The organism is Brevibacillus sp. BC25, assembly GCF_000282075.1.
Taxonomy (GTDB): domain Bacteria; phylum Bacillota; class Bacilli; order Brevibacillales; family Brevibacillaceae; genus Brevibacillus.
Genome location: NZ_AKIX01000071.1, coordinates 20,355 through 41,424, shown reverse-complemented (window position 1 = coordinate 41,424; position 21,070 = coordinate 20,355). Strand labels below are relative to the sequence as shown.

The 21,070-nt window shown below is 48.6% G+C and carries 16 protein-coding genes; 15 read left to right on the top strand and 1 reads right to left on the bottom strand.

Annotated elements, in window-relative coordinates:
- The 11 genes from PMI05_RS19365 to PMI05_RS19315 all read left to right on the top strand — a co-directional run.
- A partial coding sequence (locus tag PMI05_RS19365) for a DNA polymerase III subunit alpha (RefSeq protein WP_007725354.1) occupies positions 1–3,019 on the top strand: 3,019 nt, incomplete at its 5' end.
- Positions 3,020–3,188: 169 nt separating this feature from the next.
- Entirely contained in the window at positions 3,189–4,433 is a 1,245-nt protein-coding gene (locus PMI05_RS19360) for an NADP-dependent malic enzyme (RefSeq protein ID WP_007725350.1), read from the top strand.
- Positions 4,434–4,538: 105 nt separating this feature from the next.
- Positions 4,539–5,210 (top strand): FadR/GntR family transcriptional regulator, encoded by a 672-nt coding sequence (locus PMI05_RS19355; RefSeq protein WP_007725348.1) that lies wholly within the window; start codon positions 4,539–4,541, stop codon positions 5,208–5,210.
- An 81-nt stretch (positions 5,211–5,291) separates the two neighbouring features.
- Positions 5,292–5,474 carry a hypothetical protein gene (locus PMI05_RS19350; protein WP_007725347.1) on the top strand — a complete coding sequence of 61 codons (183 nt, stop codon included), beginning with the start codon at positions 5,292–5,294 and terminating at the stop codon, positions 5,472–5,474.
- 20 nt (positions 5,475–5,494) lie between these two features.
- Positions 5,495–6,439 carry an acetyl-CoA carboxylase, carboxyltransferase subunit beta gene (accD, locus tag PMI05_RS19345; RefSeq protein ID WP_007725346.1) on the top strand — a complete coding sequence of 315 codons (945 nt, stop codon included), beginning with the start codon at positions 5,495–5,497 and terminating at the stop codon, positions 6,437–6,439.
- Entirely contained in the window at positions 6,406–7,362 is a 957-nt protein-coding gene (accA, locus tag PMI05_RS19340) for an acetyl-CoA carboxylase carboxyl transferase subunit alpha (RefSeq protein ID WP_007725345.1), read from the top strand. The genes accD and accA overlap by 34 nt, the downstream gene beginning before the upstream one ends.
- A gap of 221 nt (positions 7,363–7,583) precedes the next feature.
- Positions 7,584–8,543 (top strand): 6-phosphofructokinase, encoded by a 960-nt coding sequence (gene pfkA / locus PMI05_RS19335; protein WP_007725344.1) that lies wholly within the window; start codon positions 7,584–7,586, stop codon positions 8,541–8,543.
- 39 nt (positions 8,544–8,582) lie between these two features.
- Positions 8,583–10,337, top strand: coding sequence for a pyruvate kinase (gene pyk, locus PMI05_RS19330; protein WP_007725343.1), 1,755 nt, complete (start codon positions 8,583–8,585; stop codon positions 10,335–10,337).
- 442 nt (positions 10,338–10,779) lie between these two features.
- Complete coding sequence (nrdJ, locus tag PMI05_RS19325; RefSeq protein WP_007725342.1) at positions 10,780–13,041, top strand: ribonucleoside-triphosphate reductase, adenosylcobalamin-dependent; 2,262 nt, start codon at positions 10,780–10,782, stop codon at positions 13,039–13,041.
- Between the two features lie 619 nt (positions 13,042–13,660).
- Entirely contained in the window at positions 13,661–14,092 is a 432-nt protein-coding gene (locus tag PMI05_RS19320; RefSeq protein ID WP_007725341.1) for a thioesterase family protein, read from the top strand.
- A 2-nt stretch (positions 14,093–14,094) separates the two neighbouring features.
- On the top strand, positions 14,095–14,490 hold the full coding sequence (locus PMI05_RS19315) for an FxsA family protein (RefSeq protein ID WP_007725339.1): 396 nt from the start codon (positions 14,095–14,097) through the stop codon (positions 14,488–14,490).
- 77 nt (positions 14,491–14,567) lie between these two features.
- Here PMI05_RS19315 and ytvI read toward each other — a convergent pair whose 3' ends face one another.
- Positions 14,568–15,698 (bottom strand): sporulation integral membrane protein YtvI, encoded by a 1,131-nt coding sequence (ytvI, locus tag PMI05_RS19310; protein ID WP_007725338.1) that lies wholly within the window; start codon positions 15,696–15,698, stop codon positions 14,568–14,570.
- A gap of 422 nt (positions 15,699–16,120) precedes the next feature.
- On the opposite strand from ytvI, the gene citZ reads away from it, so the two are divergent.
- The 4 genes from citZ (at position 16,121) to PMI05_RS19290 (ending at position 21,063) form a co-directional block, all read left to right on the top strand.
- Positions 16,121–17,233 carry a citrate synthase gene (gene citZ, locus PMI05_RS19305; RefSeq protein WP_007725337.1) on the top strand — a complete coding sequence of 371 codons (1,113 nt, stop codon included), beginning with the start codon at positions 16,121–16,123 and terminating at the stop codon, positions 17,231–17,233.
- Positions 17,234–17,382: 149 nt separating this feature from the next.
- A complete protein-coding gene (gene icd, locus PMI05_RS19300) occupies positions 17,383–18,666 on the top strand; it encodes an NADP-dependent isocitrate dehydrogenase (RefSeq protein WP_007725336.1) in 1,284 nt (427 codons plus the stop codon).
- A 52-nt stretch (positions 18,667–18,718) separates the two neighbouring features.
- Positions 18,719–19,657, top strand: coding sequence for a malate dehydrogenase (gene mdh / locus PMI05_RS19295; RefSeq protein ID WP_007725335.1), 939 nt, complete (start codon positions 18,719–18,721; stop codon positions 19,655–19,657).
- Positions 19,658–20,367: 710 nt separating this feature from the next.
- Entirely contained in the window at positions 20,368–21,063 is a 696-nt protein-coding gene (locus PMI05_RS19290; protein ID WP_007725334.1) for a response regulator transcription factor, read from the top strand.
- The last annotated feature ends 7 nt before the right edge of the window (positions 21,064–21,070 follow it).

The window sequence follows — 21,070 nt, the reverse complement described above, 5'->3', positions numbered from 1 at the left end:
CCAGCAAGGGGAAGTAGCCAAGCTGTTACTGGCTGGAGAAACAGACGCTGCCAAAGAAGCAGCGCGCAAGTATCAGCGAATGTTTGGGGAACAGCATTTTTATTTGGAACTGGCTGATCATGGCTTGGAAGTGGAGCGCAGGCTGAATACTCGTCTCGTGAAACTGAGCCAGGAGACGGGGATTCCGCTGATTGCGACGAACAATGTTCACTACATCCACAGAGAGGATCACCAGCAGCATGATATCTTGTTGGCGATCAAAGAAGGCAAGACGATTGGCGAAGAAAACCGTTTTCGCTACGAGACGGATCAATACTATCTAAAAAGTGCCGAGGAAATGGCGGCGCTCTTTGCCTTTGCTCCCCAGGCGTTAGCGAATACGATAGCCGTTGCAAACAGGTGCAAGCTGGAGCTTACCTTTGGTGCGCATATTTTGCCGGAATTTCCTTTGGCAGAGGGACAAGCTTCCACACAGTATTTGCGTGAACTGTGTGAAAAGGGCTGCCTGGAGCGATACGGTGAGATTACGCCAGAGGTGCAAGCGCGCCTGGATCACGAGCTGGCGATTATTACAGGGACGGGATTCACCGATTACTTCCTGATTGTATGGGATTTCATGCGGTACGCTCACGAAAACGGGATACCGACTGGACCTGGACGCGGGTCTGCGGCAGGTAGTCTGGTCGCGTATGTTTTGAAAATCACGAATGTCGATCCACTTCGCTTTCAGTTGCTCTTTGAACGCTTTCTCAACCCGGAGCGGGTGACGATGCCCGATATTGATATCGATTTTTCCGTAGAGCGCCGTGACGAAGTCATTCACTATGTAGCGAGCAAGTACGGTCATGATCGTGTCGCCCAGATCATTACCTTTGGAACGATGGCGGCTCGTGCAGCAGTGCGTGACGTTGGTCGGGCGTTAGGCTTGTCTTTGGGCATCGTGGATCGCGTGGCCAAAATGATTCCGCAATCGCCAGGTATGACGTTTGAGCGGGCGATGCAGATCAACCCGGATATCGGAAAGCTGTGCGCGGAAAACAAACAGGCAGCACAATTGATCGAAACGGCAAGGGGCGTAGAAGGCTTGCCGCGCCACGCCTCCACACATGCGGCGGGTGTCGTCATTTCGCGTGAACCGCTGACGAATTACGTTCCATTACAGACGGGTAATGAAGGCTTGGCACTTACGCAGTATCCGATGGAGATTCTCGAAGAAGTCGGTCTGTTGAAGATGGACTTCCTCGGCTTGCGCAATTTGACAATCATTCAGGAGACGTTGCGTCATTTGCAGGAGCAGGGAATATCGCTTGATCTGGATAAGCTGCCGACAGACGATGAGAAAACGTTTCGTATGCTCTCCCGTGGGGAGACAACCGGCATTTTCCAACTGGAATCTTCGGGGATGCGCAATGTGCTGCGTGATTTGAAGCCGGGCAACCTCGACGACATCATTGCGGTTCTGGCATTGTATCGTCCGGGGCCGATGGAGATCATCCCGCAGTACATCGCCGCCAAACACGGACAGAGCAAAGTACAGTACGCCCATCCTGTTCTCGAGCCGATTTTGCAGGAGACACACGGTTTTATGATTTATCAGGAGCAAATCATGCAGATTTCCTCGACACTCGCAGGCTTTAGTCTTGGTGAGGCAGATATTTTGCGCCGAGCAGTTGGGAAAAAGAAACGGGAGCTACTGGCGGAGCAGCGGGAGAAGTTCGTGGTTGGTTGTGTCCGGCAAGGGTACGGAGAAGAGCTGGGCAATCAAGTCTACGATTTGATTGTGCGTTTTGCAGATTACGGCTTCAACAAAGCCCACTCGGTTGCTTATGCGGTCATCGCTTACCAGATGGCTTATTTGAAAGCAACTTATCCGCTTGCGTTCATGGCAGCGCTACTCTCCTTGTCCATTGGCAGCCAAACGAGAATTGCCGAGTACACGGAAGAAGCGCGGCGACTGCAGCTTACCGTGCTCGGGCCTGACGTGAATAAAAGCCTGGCCTACTTTACAGTGGAGCAGGATGCGATTCGTTTTGGTTTGGCAGCAGTGAAAAACGTCGGCTACGGTGCCATTGAATCAATCGTGAAAGAGCGAAAAGGCAGACCGTATCGCGATGTCTTTGATTTTTGTGCGCGCGTGGATGCGCGGTTAGTCAATCGCAGAGTAGTAGAGTCGCTCACTTTATGCGGCGCACTGGACTCGTTGCCAGGACATCGCAGTCAGCTTTTGCTATTGCTGGATGAAGCGGTAGGGAAGGCAAACAGCAAGAGAATCGAGCGAGATGCCAACCAGCTCAATTTATTTGCGGGAGAAGAAGATGCGGCACCTTTGCCTGAGCCGGTAGAATATCCCGAGGTACCGCCGCTCTCACATACACAGCAATTAAAAGAGGAGCGGGATTTGATCGGGGTATACATCTCGGGTCATCCTCTTGATCAGTTTGCCCATGTCGCCAGTCGCCCGGAAGTAGCGGTTATCTCTTCATTGGGTGACGTACCGCGCGACAAGACGGTGAAAGTATTCGGAATGATAACGGAAGCCAGACGCATCCAAACGAAAAAAGGGGACCCGATGGCGTTTATTACGCTAGAGGACAAAACGGCACCCGTAGAGCTGGTCGTTTTCCCACAGGTGTATGCGAAGTATGCACCACTGCTCGAGCGCGAACAAATCGTCGTGGCAGAAGCCCGCGTCGATCATCAGGACGACATGGTCAAGCTCTTGGCTTCCCGTTTCTGGGATGCACAAACGCTGCCGCAACCGAAGGCCGAGACCGTATTATTTGTCAAAATATCAGCAGAGCAAGAGCATGATTCGACGCTGCAAAGACTTTCACGCTTATTTGTCGAAAAAAAAGGAACGATTCCCGTTATCCTCTTCTACGAAGGAAAAAGACAGACAATTCGCCTGCCAGAAGCAAATTGGGTAGACGTAGATAAGTCATTTTTGGAGCAAGCGCGAGAAATTGTGGGGCCTGACAGCGTAATTCGGAAAGAAATGCCTATAAATTGGGGAGGATGAGGAATGTCCTCCCTTTTTCGCCGTTTTCGGCAGGTTTACAGGAGAACAGTTTTTTATTATATTGAGAGCATAACTCAAAAAGTGGTCAGACCACTTAGAATAACCCAGGCATTTTTTACTGCCTACAAGCCATCATAGAAACTATTATCGTGAAATGGAGTGGGATCTCATGTCCAACCTGAGAGAGGAAGCACTGGAGCTTCACAAAAAGCATCAAGGAAAATTGGAGGCAGTGACCAAGGTACCCGTTCGCAATGCTTACGATCTGAGTCTTGCCTATTCTCCTGGGGTTGCTGAACCTTGCAAAGATATTTTTGATGACAAGTCCAAAGTGTACGATTACACGATGAAAGGGAATCTGGTTGCAGTAGTCAGCGACGGTACTGCTGTACTGGGTCTCGGAAACATCGGACCAGAAGCAGCAATGCCGGTTATGGAAGGTAAAGCAGTTTTGTTCAAATCCTTCGCAGGCGTAGATGCATTCCCGATTTGCTTGAATACAACAGATGTAGATAAAATCGTAGAGACAGTAAAGCTGCTTGAGCCTACTTTTGGTGGCGTTAACTTGGAAGATATCGCAGCTCCTGCATGCTTCGAAATCGAAGAGCGTCTGAAGCGCGAAACAAACATCCCGATTTTCCACGATGACCAACACGGTACAGCAATCGTTACAGCGGCAGGTCTGATCAATGCTCTGCGCGTGGTTGACAAAAAGCTGGAAGATATCCGCGTAGTAGCGAACGGTGCAGGTGCAGCTGGTATTGCGATCATGAAGCTTTTGATTTCCATGGGTGTTAAAGAAGTGATCATGGTTGATACAAAAGGAATCGTGTACGAAGGCCGTCCATTCGGTATGAACCCAGTGAAAGAACAAATGGCGAAAATCACGAACCGTAGCATGCTGCAAGGTGACCTGGCTGATGCAATGAAGGGCGCTGACGTATTTGTCGGTGTATCCGTAGCTGGCGCTGTTACACAAGACATGGTTCGTTCGATGAACCGCGATCCGATCATTTTCGCTATGGCAAACCCAGTACCAGAAATCATGCCGCAAGAAGCAAAAGAAGCAGGTGCGGCAGTAATCGGTACAGGCCGTTCCGACTTCCCGAACCAAGTAAACAACGTTCTGGCATTCCCGGGAATCTTCCGTGGCGCTTTGGATGTACGTGCAACGGAGATCAACGAAGAAATGAAGCTGGCTGCTGTATATGCAATCGCAGACCTGATCACGCCAGAAGAGCTTACTGCGGATAAAGTGATCCCTTCCGCATTCGATCCACGTGTAGCGCCAAACGTAGCTGCGGCAGTAGCAAAAGCAGCGATGGAAACGGGTGTTGCTCGCATCACAGTTGATCCGGAAGAAGTAAAACAAAAAACGACGAAATTGACAGCTATCTCTTACCAAGAAGCGTAAAATACTCTTTATCGAGGCACCGACGACACCCTCCGCGAAAAAACGTAGGATTCTTACAAACGTGGAGGGTGCTCCTCGTTAAAGGTACGAGTAAGGAGGATAATCGTGCTCGACTCTTCTCAAGATCGAAAGGTTTACGAAGAAATTCTCCTGCAACTTCATGAAATCATTCAGGAGCAAAACTTGCGACCCGGGGACAAGCTGCCGTCTGAGCGAGAGCTGTCCGAGCAGCTGGGAGCAGGTCGTTCCTCTGTACGCGAGGCTCTTCGGGCTCTGGAGCTGCTCGGACTCATTGAGACGCGTCGCGGGGAAGGCACCTTCCTCAAGCATTACCGACACAATAGGCTGATCGATATTCTTGGCTTTTTTATCCTACGGGATACCAAAACCAAGAAGGACTTGATCGAGATGCGGCGAATGCTAGAGCTGGATGCTGTCCGCTTAGCCTGTAGACGGGCGACTGACAAGCATTTTGATGAAATGGAGCGCATCCTGGCAATTGCGGAGGAAAGAGTAGCAAGAGGCGAGGTACCTGCGGAGGAAGACTATCAGTTTCATCGTGTCATATGTCGCTCCAGCCGCAACTCGATTCTGCATCGCATCTGGACGCCTTTGGTTGAGTACAGCAACAGTATCCGCATTGAATCACTGTCGCGCGAAGGCAGAGCGAGTGCAGCACTCGTAGAGCATCGACAGATTATGGAAGCCATTCGCGAAGGCGATGTGAACGTCGCATTAGAGAGAATGAAGAAGCATTTGGAGAACAGCAAGCTTTAGTTTTCCCCCAATTTGCGAGGGGCGCTGGCGCTGTGATATGATGATGCAGTCCTGTATTGGACGATTGAGGAGGAAGCCAGTATGTGGACGGTCATCTACATCGCTCCTAGCGCTAGAATTGCAGAACGGATACAGCAACGTTTGACAGATGAAGGGTTTTTGGTAAAGGTTCGCGAGGGCAAGGTCTCCAAGCAATACGAGATTCTCGTGCCGGAGAGCGAACTAAACGAAGTCCGGGATGTACTCGGCACGATCCTTCACTGAAGAGAAAGGTGGGTGTACCTGTGCTTAAAGATCTTTTTGGGAAGAAGCGCAAATTCGCTACAGTTCCTTCAGAGACACTAGCACGTGTCCCTGCTTCCACCGACATTAGCAAGGAAGCGGGTACGAAAGAAAAGGAAGTCCCTGAGGGATTAATGAATAAATGCCCACATTGTGGGACGATTCACTACTCAAAGGATTTGGAGAAGAACTTGCGCGTCTGCAAAGGCTGCCAGTTCCATTACTCCATGTCCGCTCCAGAGCGTCTGCAAGCGCTTCTGGATGATGGGGTTCTGACAGAAGAATTTGATGCCAATTTGATTACCGCCAATCCACTCGGTTTTCCTGGTTATCTGGAAAAAATGGAGCAAGATATGGCCAACACCAATTTGAACGAGGCGATCATTACAGGCGAAGGTGTTCTGGCTGGAAGCCGCATCGTGATTGGGGTCATGGATTCTCGTTTCCGTATGGCGAGTATGGGATCAGTCGTCGGGGAAAAAATCACGCGCGCAATTGAGCAAGCGATCGAACGGCGTTTGCCTTTCATTTTGTTCAGTGCATCTGGTGGAGCACGTATGCAAGAAGGCGTATTGAGTCTGATGCAAATGGCGAAAACCAGCGCAGCGTTGTCTCGATTGGATCGCGAACGCTTGTTGTTTGTCTCGGTCATGACGAATCCTACATATGGTGGCGTATCAGCCAGCTTTTCTTCGTTGGGAGATTATAATATCGCAGAACCAGGAGCTATGATCGGTTTTGCTGGGCGTCGAGTCATTGAGCAAACGATCCGTCAGGAGTTGCCAAAAGACTTCCAAACAGCGGAATTCTTGTTAAAAAACGGGCAACTCGATATGGTGGTACACCGTAAGGATATGCGAAATACGCTGTCCAAACTGGTAGAGATGCACACGTCTCGGGAAGGAGTAGAAACATGGCAGGCGAGCTCTCCTTTGAAAAGCCATTAGTAGAATTACAAGATAAGATTAAGGAATTGCGCCGTTTTACTGAGGAAAAGGGAATTGATTTCTCTGATGAAATACAGCGTCTCGAACAAAAATCAAAAGAGCTTGCTGTGCAAATTTACGGTAATTTGACTCCATGGCAACGCGTACAGCTGGCTCGTCATCCGGAACGGCCAACGACTTTGGACTATATACAACTACTTTTTACTGATTTTATCGAGGTTCATGGAGACCGTTTGTTCGGAGACGACCATTCTATTGTGGGTGGAATTGCCAAGCTGGATGGGCGCCCCGTTACGATCATCGGTCACCAAAAAGGGAAAGACACAAAAGACAACATCAAGCGCAACTTCGGGATGGCTCACCCAGAAGGCTACCGGAAGGCATTGCGTATTATGCAGCAGGCGGACAAGTTCGGTCGTCCGATTATTTGCTTTATCAATACATCAGGTGCTTATCCTGGAAAAGCGGCAGAAGAGCGCGGCCAGAGCGAAGCGATTGCCCGCAATCTGCGTGAAATGGCGACATTTGGCGTGCCGATTATTTGTATTGTTATCGGGGAAGGCGGAAGCGGTGGAGCCTTGGCGATCAGCGTAGGTAACCGCATCTTTATGTTGGAGAATTCCTATTACTCCGTGATTGCACCGGAGAGTGCCGCTGCGATTCTCTGGAGAGACTCCAGCTTGGGTATGCGTGCAGCGGAGACGATGAAAATTACGGCTCCTGATTTGTTGGAATTAGGAGTCATTGACGGAATTATTGATGAACCATTCGGAGGAGCCCATCGTGATTTGATCGCGCAGGCAGGGATGGTCAAGGCGGTCATCGCGGAACAACTAGAACAGCTGGGCCGTTTAACTCCAGATGAATTGATACAGGACCGTTACGAGAAGTTTAAACAGATTGGAGAATTCGCCACCCTGTAAGAAACAGGGGGCGTTTTTTTCTTTTTTCTCCGAGGAAAATCTGCTACAATCGAAGTCGAATGAAAGAGTTATCAGAGCTTTCAAAAAGTATGGCACATATCTTTTGAGTGTATAACAGATATGAGGTTTTGAGTGATACAGCATGTTTCATACAAAGTATGGTACATACTGTTTCCGTTAAATGACATGCTAAAGACGATACGATTGGAGAGGTGGATTCCATGCGGAAACTTGCAGTTCTCACTAGCGGTGGAGATTCTCCTGGAATGAATGCCGCGGTCCGGGCGGCTGTACGTCGTGCTCATTTTCACGAGGTACAGATGTTTGGGGTTTACCACGGATACGAAGGGCTGATGAGGGGAGATATCAAGGAGATGTCTCTAGGCTCTGTTGGGGATATTATTCAACGGGGAGGAACCATTCTCTACTCCGCTCGCAGTGAAGCGTTCAAGACGGAAGCCGGACAGCAAAGAGCGGTGGAACAATTACATGCTCATGAAATTGAGGGTCTGATTGTCATTGGGGGAGACGGGTCGTTTCGCGGTGCACAGAAGCTAACCGAAAAAGGCTTCCCGACTATTGGCGTACCGGGTACGATTGATAATGATATTCCATGCACCGATTTCACGATCGGGTTTGATACGGCATTGAATACCGTTGTGGAAGCGATCGATAAAATCCGCGATACGGCCACCTCGCATGAACGCACGTACATTATTGAAGTCATGGGGCGAGATGCTGGCGATCTGGCATTGTGGGCAGGGCTTGCAGCTGGTGCCGAGTCCATTATTATCCCGGAAGCGTCGCAGGATATGGACGACATTATTGAACGTTTGCATGCTGGACAGCGCCGTGGTAAAAAGCATTCCATCATCATTGTGGCGGAAGGGGTAGGAAGTGCCGCTTCTTACGCCGAAGCGATCACGAAAGAGACAGGCTGGGAGACTCGCGTAACGGTACTAGGTCATATTCAGCGCGGTGGTTCCCCTACTGCGATGGACCGAATGCTGGCGAGCCGAATGGGTGCAGCAGCTGTCGATTTGTTGCTGGAAGGCAAGCAGGACCGAATGGTTGGGATTCAGAACAACGAGATCGTTGACGTTGATTTTCAAGAAGCATTGGCGAAAAAGCATCAATTGGATTTATCCATTTATCAATTGGCGCGCACGCTATCTATATAAAACTAACAGTTTTCGGAGTGTAGAGGAGGCTTACATCCTATGTTAAGGAAAGCAAAAATCGTGTGTACCATTGGACCGGCGAGTGAATCGGTTGAAACACTGAAAAAATTGATCGAAGCAGGAATGAACGTAGCTCGTTTGAATTTCTCGCACGGTTCCCATGAGGAGCATGCGGCACGAATTGTAAACATTCGTCAGGCATCAAAAGAAACCGGGAAACCCGTTGCAATCCTGTTGGATACAAAAGGTCCTGAAATTCGTACGGGTACGCTTGCAGTAGATGCAGTCGAGCTCGTAGAAGAACATACGCTGATCCTCACCACTGAGGAAGTACCAGGTACTGTTGAGCGCGTCTCCATTACGTATCCAGAATTGCCTCGCGATGTAAAAATCGGCGATACGATCTTGATCGATGACGGTTTGATCGGGTTGACTGTACAGGAAGTGAGTGACACCGAAATCGTCTGCTTGATCAAAAACGGTGGAACACTGAAGAGCAAAAAAGGCGTCAATGTTCCGGGTGTCAAAATCAACTTGCCAGGTATCACAGAAAAGGATGCACAGGATATCGAATTCGGTATTGAACAAGGAGTCGATTTCATTGCGGCTTCCTTCGTCCGAAAAGCATCGGATATCTTGGAGATTCGCAAAATCCTGGAGCGCCATAACGTGCGTATCGATATTATCGCGAAAATCGAAAACCAGGAAGGCGTCGATAACGTAGACGAAATTCTGGTAGTAACAGATGGAATCATGGTTGCGCGCGGTGATTTGGGCGTAGAGATTCCGGCAGAAGAAGTACCACTTGTTCAGAAGAAGCTGATCAAGAAGTGTAACGAACTCGCGAAGCCAGTCATTACGGCGACACAAATGCTTGATTCTATGCAGCGCAACCCACGCCCGACACGTGCAGAAGCGAGTGACGTTGCGAACGCCATTTTCGATGGTACAGACGCAATCATGCTCTCCGGTGAGACGGCTGCCGGTAAATACCCGGTTGAGTCTGTCGAAACCATGGTGCGCATCGCTGTACGTGCAGAGCAAGAGCTGAATTATCGTGAGATCTTGTACGCACAAGCACAGCTCAAACAAGTGACGATTACCGATGCCATCAGCCAAGCTGTTTCCAATGCAGCATTGGATCTGGACGCAGCGGCAATCATTACTGCGACCGAAAGCGGACACACAGCTCGCATGGTATCAAAGTTCCGTCCAAAAGCACCAATCGTGGCTGTAACGCCGCATGAAGCGATTATTCGCCGTCTTGCACTCGTAAATGGTGTGTACCCGGTGAAGGGCGAAATGGCGAATACAACCGATGAAATGCTGGAGATGTCTGTCCAGGAGGCGCTTGATGCAGGCTTCGTTCGTCATGGCGATCTCGTTGTAATCACAGCAGGTGTACCTGTCCGTGAAGTTGGGACAACGAACCTGATGAAAATCCACGTCATTGGCGATGTGGTAGCAAAAGGACAGGGAATCGGCCGAAAAGTTGTCACAAACAAGGTAGTTATTGCCAGATCCGCTGAAGAGGCGCTGGCAAAGGTAGAAGAAGGGGCGATCCTCGTAACCATCGGTACCGACTCCGATATGATTGAAGCGTTTGGCAAGGCTGGAGCAGTGATTTGCGAAGAGGGCGGACTTACCTCTCACGCAGCCATTGTAGGCCTGAATCTCGGCGTTCCAGTCATCGTAGGTGTGCAATTTGCTACGGATGTATTGAAGGACGGGCAAATCGTAACGGTGGATTCTGAACGTGGGCATATTTACTCAGGACATGCCCGGATTCTATAGGTAATACTATTCATCTTTAATACAGCATACCTCTGAAGGGTGACCAAGCGTCACCCTTTTTTGGCTTGGGGTAAAAAGGATTAGCCGACGAACTACCTGATAAGTTTTACCAGATAACGGTGATTATTAGGTGGTGCAAAGCGAATGGGAATCTGTTAAAATCGGTCGGTGGCTTTGTGTCAGGACGGATTAAATCCATACGTTCGGGGTTTCCAAATCATGACAGAATGGGTGTTGTAGCGCTCGTTGCCAAGAAAAGGCTGAACATAAAAGGGTCCTTCTGTACGTCCAATGTTCGGGATTTTGTGTCAAGTGTTTTTTTAGAGCAAACACAACATCTAGTATTGTCGAAAATTATTTCGCACAATATATAGGTAAAACTATTGAGTTTTTCAGATAAAGATAGTTAAACTAGAGAGGAAAGATTCGAAGGAGGAACGATATGCTGGCGACCGAAACAGTATCCCGAACTCAATTTTTGCGGGATGAATTCTTAGACCAATATTCTGATTTTCCGATCCATATGAGTCCTCTGGGACAATTTGTTTACTACCGTACTTATTCTCGCTTTGTACCGGAAAAGGGAAGACGAGAAACGTGGAAAGAAACTTGCCGCCGCTCGGTGGATTACAATATTAAGCTGGCTTATCAGCATTTGAACAAAATCGGAATGTACGCCGATTCTCGCGCAATGGAAAAAGAGGCAGAAGGTTTGTTTGACAACATGTTTAACCTTCGCCAGTTTTTGTCTGGCCGTACCTTGTGGGTTGGCGGTGCAGACAACGGTGTAGCGGATTTGTATCCGTTGGCGAACTTCAACTGCTCCTTCCTGAACATCAAGTCTTGGGATGACTTGGGCGATTTGTTCTACCTTCTCTTGGTAGGAACTGGCGTAGGCTTCAAATGCACGAAGGAAATGGCTGCTGGACTGGGCCCGATTCGCACGAATGTTTCGCTGCTTTCTTCTGAATACAGACCGCTGCCAAAGCATCAACGCCTGGAGCGTTCTGAGCTGAATGTACTGGATAACGGCTTTGCCAAAATTTATGTGGGAGACAGTAAAGAAGGCTGGGTAGAATCCCTGCGTCTCTACCTGCAAATTTTGACAGATTCCACTTATGAACACATTCACACTGTGAAAATCTCTTACAACAGTGTGCGTCCGAAAGGCGAGCGACTGAAGCGTTTTGGTGGTACTGCTAGTGGTCATGAGCCGCTTCGCGAAATGTTTGAAGGAATCGATAAAGTGTTGAAAAACCAAATCGATCAGCATTTGGCACCAATCGAGAGTGATGAAAAAGGATACGGTAAAATCCGTCCGATACATATTCTCGACATTGGAAACCTCATCGGAGCAAACGTCGTAGTAGGTGGCGTACGCCGTACAGCGGAAATTTTCCTGTTCGATCACGATGATTACGAGTGCATGCTGGCGAAATACGGCATCAATGGCTTCTGGACAGATGATCAGTTGAACCACCACCGTCGTGTGGGCGAGCTGTTGGGAGTGCACAAGCCTGTGTGGTTTGACAGCATCCAAAATGTAGGAGATGGACGCTCCGGTCTGGATCACCGCCGCATGTCCAACAACTCGATCGCCTTTACCAAACAACCGACCAAGCCTTTCCTGAACCTTGTGTTCACCTTGATGCAATTGGAAGGCGAACCAGGCTTCATTAACTTGGAAGAAGCAAACCGTCGTCGTCCAAATGCAGAAGGCTTGAACCCTTGTGCAGAAATCCTGCTCGATTCTTATGGCGTCTGCAACCTGACGACAGTCAATCTGGTTGAATTCGTGAAGGATCGCGCGGATGGATCCAAGTATCTGGATCTCGATGGCTTGCTGGAAGCACAACGCAAATCTGCTCGTGCCGGTCTGCGCATGACGCTGGTTACGTTGGAGCTGCCGCATTGGGATACCGTTCAACAGCGTGACCGTTTGCTCGGAACTTCCCTTACTGGTGTGAAGGATGCGTTGGCATCCCTTGGATATACAGAAGAGCAAGAGCTCGAACTGCTGCGCAAGCTGGGCGATGCTGCTCGTGACGAGGCGAACCGTTATGCGTATGAGCTGCGTGTGAACTCTCCACTCCTGGTAACGACCGTGAAGCCGGAAGGTACGCTGTCTCAGGTAGCTGGTGGTGTCTCCAGTGGTCTGCACTGGTCCCACTCGCCGTACTACATCCGCCGCATTCGTATCAATGCTGAGGATCCATTGGCAAAAGCAGTGCAAGCTCTTGGCTGGACTGTAAACCCAGAGGTAGGATCACCAGGTGAAACGTATGAAGAGCGCATGGCAAATGCACGCACACTCGTGATCGATTTCCCTGTAGCATCAGGTGCAGAAGAAACGAAGAACGAAGTAAGTGCAAAACGCCAATTCGATACGTACTTCCGTTTCCAGAAAGAATATACCGAGCACAACTCTTCGAACACCATTACGGTTCGCAAGGAAGAGTGGGTAGAAGTAGAAGATATTGTTTACGACAACTGGGATAATTTCGTAGGTGTATCCTTCTTGCAATTGGATGGAGGAAACTACCAATTGGCTCCATACGAAGAGTGCACCAAAGAACAGTATGAGGCATTGAAACAGTCCATGAAGCCGTTTGATCCTGCAATTTTACAGCAGTATGAAACCGGCGGAGAGGCTGATCTGTCCACGGCTGAATCTTGCGAAGGCGGCGCTTGCCCGATTCGCTAAGCGATCCGAATAATGAAAGGCAGAGGTAGACTGAAAAAAATCAGTTTACCTCTGTTTTTTTTATGTGGCTGTAGTGGAGAGAAGAATATTTCCAGTCTAGGCTCCAGGCTCCGTCCTGCTGGGGGCTGGGACTGCCCGCTCCGAAGGGATTCGCGGGGAAACGCAAAAGTGGTAGCTGCTACGTCGCGTGGGCGCGGTTGCGTTTCTTTTGCCCGCGAATCCCTTCGAAGCTCGGTAGGACTCCACAAGTCGCTACGTCTGGAAATATTCTTCTCTACGTAACTGATGCCATTTTTCAATCTGTTAATGTCTTTAAGACACGTCTAACACGGAAAGGTCGGAGAGGAAACAGGAGAAAACAGCGAAGATCTTTGGGACGCCGACCGAGACGGAATGCAAAAAGCGAAACACGCTCTTAAGCGTCCACCTCTGAAATTACTTCGGTGAAAGGACTACTTTGGACGCGGTTTCGCTTTTTGCATGGAGTCGGGCAGTCAATCCTACAGCGGGAGGGACAAGAAGCTGAGCGTTTTCTCCTGTTTCCTCCCCACCACAACAGCAACGTATTTTCTTGTCCTTGTATGGTACAATCATCCTATAGAGAAAGGAGCGATCCAAAATGACTCCCATTATTCATTCCCATCGATTGCGCGTCCGCTATGGCGAAACCGATCAGATGGGTGTGGTCTACCATACGAATTACTTGAACTGGTTTGAAGTAGGAAGAACAGAATTGATTCGCCATGCGGGGATCACCTATCGTGAGCTTGAGGAAAAAGGCGTACTTCTGCCTGTCACAGATGCGAACATCTCTTACAAACAACCCGCCCGCTATGACGATGAGGTAGAGATACGGACGCGAGTAAAAGAGATGAGTCCTGTCCGTCTCACTTTTGCTTACGAGATTGTTAGATTGCCTGACCAACAGCTGTTGGTGTCAGGAGAGACGATGCATGTATTTACCAACACAGCTTTGAGGCCGATTCGCTTGTCGCGAGCGGAGCCTGACATCTATGATTGGTTGGACTCCCAGCATAAAGGAGGGGAATAGGCATGTTCCGCTTTTTTGCCATTCTGTTTGTCGTCGCGTTTGGATTAGAGCTTTGGGGGCTTATTACCATTGGATCGTGGATCGGTGGTTGGAATACAGTCGTGCTGGTCATTCTTACGGGGATCTTGGGAGCTTGGCTCGCAAGGCAGCAGGGGATGCAAGTATTCCGGATGGTCCAACACCAGTTGTCGCGTGGGCAAATGCCTACGGATTCGCTCATCGATGGTGTTTTGATTTTGATCGGTGGCATTTTGCTCTTGTTGCCTGGATTCGTCACGGATGTGATTGGACTGGTCTTCCTCATTCCGTACACACGGATGATTATTCGTCATCTGTTGAAGCGCTGGCTGTGGAATCTCATCTCGTCTGGTCGTGTTCAATTGTTTTTCCGCCGCTAATACAGATATTCCCTATAAAAAAGAACCGCTCCGAGCTGTGTGACATGCTGCTCGTAAGCGGTTCTTTTTACATTGGGTCAGGTTTTCTTCCCGCGGATGTAGCCCCATACATCGACGAAGACGTTGGCTTTTACCAAAGCATTGATCATGACGAGTGAAACAGGTCCGATGATCAAGCCCAAGAATCCAAACAGCTGGAGGCCGACAAACAGCGCGACCAGCGTGAGGAGAGGGTCGAGACCGACGTTTTCCGCAACGACTTTTGGCTCAATAATTTGACGGAAAATCAAGACGACCCCGTACAAAATAGACAAGCCGATGACCATCGTGTAATTGCCTTTGAAAAACATGTAGATGATCCAAGGAACAAAGACGGTCCCTGTCCCAAGATAAGGCAAGAGATCGACCAAGCCCGTGATCAAGCCAATCGTAATTGCATATTCGACACGCATGAACAACAGACCAATAATCACGATGGCAGCGGTTAAGGAGATGAGAGTCAGCTGCGCCTTGACGAACCCGAACAAGGCATTGCGCAAATCAATAAAAATTTGATCGAGGCGGCTGTTTACCCCTGTTGGCAAAAGACGGCGAGCCCGCGCTTCCCAAAGAGCAAAATCTTTGGAGATAAAGAAGGCACCCATGATGGAAATGACAGAAACCGTCGCCATATTTGGGAGTGAGACAAGCAAGTTTTTCAATCCATCCAGGAATTTGACGATCAAGTTCTGTCCGACATTCGTGATGGTCGAGATTGTACTGCCTACCGTACTGGCGAGCTTCTCTTGATATCCTTGATCAAGCTGAGCATAAAACCACTGAATCTGATTGTACAGTCCCATTAAAAAGTCTTGAGAAATCGTAGTTTGCAAATAATGGGCTAGCTCCTGTGAAACGACGGGCAAGCGTTTGGCCAGCTCTCCGATTTCCACGACCGTTTCCGTGATGATCAGTGTGACCGCTCCACCAGCGAGCAGCATCAAAACCAAGAGCGCGATTATGACCGAAAGCCAGCGTGGAATCCGGAACTTTCTGGTCATGAACGTAACTGGTTTGTTGATGATGAGCGCAATGATTAAAGCGATTATAAATGGGTACAGTAAGGGTGTTGCGTGTTGGAATACCCAAATCCCTACATAGACAAGCAGGCAAACCCATAACAAGCGAATGATTTGAAAGAGGCGCTCTACCCAGTTTTCCTGATTCAAACGATTTCTCCTTTCCGCCGCGAAGGTGCGAACAAAATACTGATGTTTCTATTATGCAGCATGCCTGATGGGTGGAGCAAGAATCGCGAAAAAACAAAACTCCGTTTCACCCTTCGAAACATTTTTTCGCCAACCTTATTCACAAAATCGCAATAATCTTTTATAATTGGGTCGTCTTAGTGGATTCTTTTCTCTCGCCTCTCCCCTTACATGAGCGTCATTTTCATGTACGACCATGTGAGGATTTGCGTGGATACATTCCCTGTCAAGAGTGGTGGATGAAAGAAACCGCTGCTTACAATTGCATAGATAGGATGTTCAAAAAGTCTTTTTTGAACGTGATCAGGTTGTTTATCAGTCATGGCGGACAAGCGAAGACTAGATAAGCACTACTACTTGAGTGGAAAAGGAGAGGGAGTTCTATGACAACTACTCGTGGACTTGAAGGCGTTGTTGCCGCTCAATCATCCATCTGTTCGATCGTCGATGGGGTTCTTTGCTATGGCGGGATCAACATCGATGAGCTGGCAGAACATGCAACTTTTGAAGAGGTTGTATATTTGCTCTGGCATGGAGCGTTACCGAAGCGTGATCAGCTAGACGCTTTGAAAAAACAATTGGGTGAAAATGCAGCAGTGGCTCAAGAAGTGCTGGAAAGCATTCGCCACTATCCAAAAGGCGTACACCCAATGGCGGCGTTGCGCACAGCTGTCTCTTCGCTAGCGCTCTACGACACAGAAGCGCAAGATATGTCTTCTGAAGCCAACTACCGGAAATCTATCCGTCTGATGGCACAAACTCCTACCTTGATCGCTGCTTACGAGCGTATGCGTAAAGGTCTGGAGCCAGTAGCTCCACGTGCAGATTTCACGATTGCACAAAACTTCCTCTACATGCTCACAGGCCAAGAGCCAACAGAAACGGCAGTAAAAGCGTTTGACGTTGCTCTGATCCTGCATGCTGACCATGAGTTTAATGCATCAACATTCTCTGCTCGCGTATCTGTTGCGACTCTGACTGACATTTATTCCGGTATCGTATCCGCAATCGGTACGCTCAAAGGCCCTCTGCATGGCGGCGCTAATGAAGCAGTAGCGAAAATGCTCAATGAAATCGGCGGCATGGCTAACGTAGAATCCTACATCCGCACCAAGCTGGATAACAAGGAAAAAATCATGGGCTTCGGACACCGTGTATACAAAGACGGTGACCCACGTGCGAAATGGCTGAAAGAAATGTCTAAAGCATTGACCGCGCAAATCGGTCGCCCTGAGCTGTATGAGATGTCTGTGAAGATCGATGAAATGATTTCCGGCGAAAAAGGCTTGAAGCCAAACGTTGACTTCTACTCCGCATCTGTTTACATCTCACTCGGTCTCGAAACAGACCTGTTCACACCGATCTTTGCCATCAGCCGTATGTCCGGTTGGACGGCACACATCATGGAACAATATGAAAATAATCGCCTGATCCGTCCTCGCGCGGACTACACCGGTCCGGTCAACCAACACTACGTTCCAATTGACCGCCGCTAAGAACTCGCTATTTTCGAGCGTGGCAGGTGGTCAGCCAGGCTGATCGCTCCTGAGCGCATGCTTGAGAACTACCACAAGTGAGTGGTAGTTCTCCTACGTCTGGAAATATTCATAATCACCAAATATATATAACACTGGAGGGATTTTTTGTGTTTAAAAACCTGACGCAACCAACTGTAGGCGAAAAAATTACTGTGGATAACGGTAAACTGGTAGTTCCAAACAATCCGATCATTCCTTTCATCGAAGGTGACGGTACTGGCCCTGATATCTGGAAAGCTTCCGTTCGCGCTCTGGATGCAGCTGTAGAAAAAGCTTACAAAGGCGAGAAGAAAATCGCTTGGTTCGAAGTATTCGCAGGTGAAAAATCCTTCAACCAATATAGCGAGTGGTTGCCAGAAGATACGCTGACTGCTGTTCGTGAATACCTGATCGCAATCAAAGGTCCTTTGACTACACCAGTAGGCGGCGGTATCCGTTCTATCAACGTAGCACTGCGCCAAGAGTTGGATCTGTATGCATGCGTACGTCCTGTTCAATACTTCGATGGTGTTCCATCCCCAGTGAAACATCCTGAATTGACTGACATGGTAATCTTCCGTGAGAACACTGAAGACATCTACGCTGGTGTAGAGTGGGCTGAAGGTACTCCAGAAGTGAAAAAAGTAATCGACTTCCTGCAAAACGAAATGGGCGTGAAGAAAATCCGCTTCCCAGAAACTTCTGGTATCGGTATCAAGCCTGTTTCCAAAGATGGTACTGAGCGTCTGGTTCGTGCAGCGATCAACTACGCGATCGAGAACAACCGCAAATCCGTTACCCTCGTACACAAAGGTAACATCATGAAGTTCACGGAAGGTGCTTTCAAAACTTGGGGATATGCAGTAGCTGAAGCAGAATTCGGCGACAAAGTATTCACTTGGGCACAATACGATCGTATCAAAGCTGAAGGCGGCGACGCTGACAAAGCACAAAAAGAAGCAGAAGCAGCTGGCAAAATCATTGTGAAAGATGTAATTGCTGACGCGTTCCTGCAACAAATCCTGACTCGTCCAGCTGAGTACGATGTAGTAGCAACACTCAACCTGAACGGTGACTATGTATCTGACGCACTGGCTGCACAAGTAGGCGGTATCGGTATCGCTCCAGGTGCAAACATCAACTACCTGACTGGCCATGCGATCTTCGAAGCAACTCATGGTACAGCTCCAAAATATGCTGGTCTGGACAAAGTGAACCCATCCTCCGTGATCCTGTCCGGAGAAATGATGCTGCGTCACCTGGGCTGGAACGAAGCAGCTGATCTGATCATCAACTCCATGGAAAAAACCATCTCCGCGAAAACAGTAACATACGATTTCGCTCGTCTGATGGAAGGCGCACAAGAACTGAAATGCTCCGAGTTTGCTGACGCTCTGATTCAAAACATGTAAGATAGATTTGGGTACAAATTTTTACACTTACATTTTTGGAGGGGAATAGTTCATGGCATTCAACCGTAAAAAAATCGCTGTTATCGGTAGTGGCTTCACTGGTGCAACAACTGCATTCATTTTGGGGCAAAAAGAGCTGGGCGACGTAGTATTGGTTGACATTCCGCAACTGGAAAACCCAACAAAAGGTAAAGCGCTCGACATGATGGAATCCTCTCCAGTATTAGGCTTTGATGCAAGCATCACAGGTACTTCGAACTATGAAGACATCAAAGATGCTGATCTCGTCATCATCACAGCAGGTATTGCCCGCAAGCCTGGCATGTCCCGCGATGACTTGGTGAACACCAATGCTGGCATTATGAAATCTGTTGCAGAGCAAGTAAAAACATATGCACCTAACTCTATCGTGCTCGTACTGTCCAACCCAGTTGACGCGATGACGTACACCTTCTTCAAAACATCGGGCTTCCCGAAAGAGCGCGTAATCGGTCAATCCGGCGTTCTGGATTCGGCTCGTTTTCGTACCTTCGTGGCTATGGAGTTGAATGTATCTGTAGAAGACGTAACGGGCTTCGTTTTGGGTGGTCACGGTGATGACATGGTTCCTTTGGTTCGCTACTCTTATGCTGGTGGTATCCCATTGGAAAAATTAATCCCGAAAGACCGTCTGGATGCGATTGTAGAGCGTACTCGCAAGGGCGGCGGCGAGATCGTAAACCTTCTGGGGAACGGTTCCGCTTACTACGCACCTGCGGCTTCCTTGGTACAAATGGCTGAAGCCATCATCAAGGACAAAAAGCGCATTCTGCCATCTATCGCTCTTCTGCAAGGAGAGTACGGCTACAACGATCTCTACCTGGGTGTACCGACTCTGCTCGGCGCAAACGGGATCGAGAAAGTGATCGAATTGGATCTAACTGACGAAGAGAAAGCAGCGCTCGACAAGTCTGCTGACTCCGTACGCAGCGTAATGGCTGTTTTGAAATAAGATCAATACATGTAAGACGCCTTTCTATGGGGAGGCGTCTTTTTTTATTAATGCTGCTGTGGTGGTGGAAGAAGCGAATTTCCAGTCTACGCTTCGGCCTACGCCCCGCAAGGGGGATTGACTGTCCGCTCTGGAATAAATGGCGGGAGCGCTTCAAACGTAGAAGTTTCGAGGATGTCATTCATAAGTGAAGCTGAAATTCCCCGCCATTTTTTCCTACGCTAGGGTGGGCTCCAGAGGCGCTTGGACTGGAAATTCGCTTCTTCCACGTAGCTTTTAGTTTTTTAAAAAAGGGCTCAAGGAAAAAAGCGTGTGGTTTTAATCTCTAGAAAACTTCTTTGAGCCCACTTACAAAACGTTGTAAAAGCAAGACATATCCACAGCTGTCCGAAAGCACTGTCACATGTTTGGAAGGAGACCGCCCGAGCGCAGAGAGGGTACAGGCGACTGGAAAACATGTGGCAGGGCTTCTCCCGACCACTACAGCTGGAAGATGGCAAGGATTTTTAAAGTAGATACCTTTACCTAAAAGAGGAATACTATTGCCAAGCAACTAAGTTCTATGTACTAACAGCATGTCTTTACAAAAAAATTACTTGTTTTCCGCAATGAGCATTGGCAGACTGAGTATTGTAGAGAGAAGCATTTTTTAGGGGACGTAGGTTAGAAAATCGAGCGCAAGCATTGCAACGCTAGGGGGAAACAGACAGATGATTAAAGTATTGGTAGTGGATGACGAAGCTTCCATTGTAAAGCTATTGCAATTTAATCTTGAAAAATCAGGTTTTCAGGTCGTAACTGCTTTTGACGGAAAACAGGCCTTGGAAATGGTTAAGAGCGAGCAGCCTGATTTTATCATTCTTGATTTGATGCTTCCCAAGATGGATGGAATGGATGTATGCAAAACCTTGCGCCAGGAACGTAATAATACGCCGATCTTAATGCTTACAGCGAAAGATGATGAGCTCGACAAGATTTTGGGGCTTGAGCTTGGTGCCGATGATTATTTGACAAAGCCATTTAGCCCGAGAGAAGTAATTGCCCGCGTAAAAGCCATTCTGCGGCGGTTTCAGAACACGCCAGAAGCGACTACAGCGCCTCAAGAGGTGTTACTCCAATTTGGGGATATTCGCATCTATCCGGAGAAGTACGAGGTGTTTTGTAAAGACGTCAAGGTCGAACTGACACCAAAGGAATTCGAGCTGCTTAACTATTTAGCGAGCCACCAAGGACGTGTACTGACGCGCGATCAATTGTTGAACGCTGTTTGGAACTACGATTTCATCGGGGATTCTCGAATTGTGGACGTGCATGTCAGCCATTTACGCGAAAAGCTTGAGGATGACACGAAGAACCCGAAATACATCAAAACAGTTCGCGGATTAGGATACAAACTGGAAGGATAACGGAGGA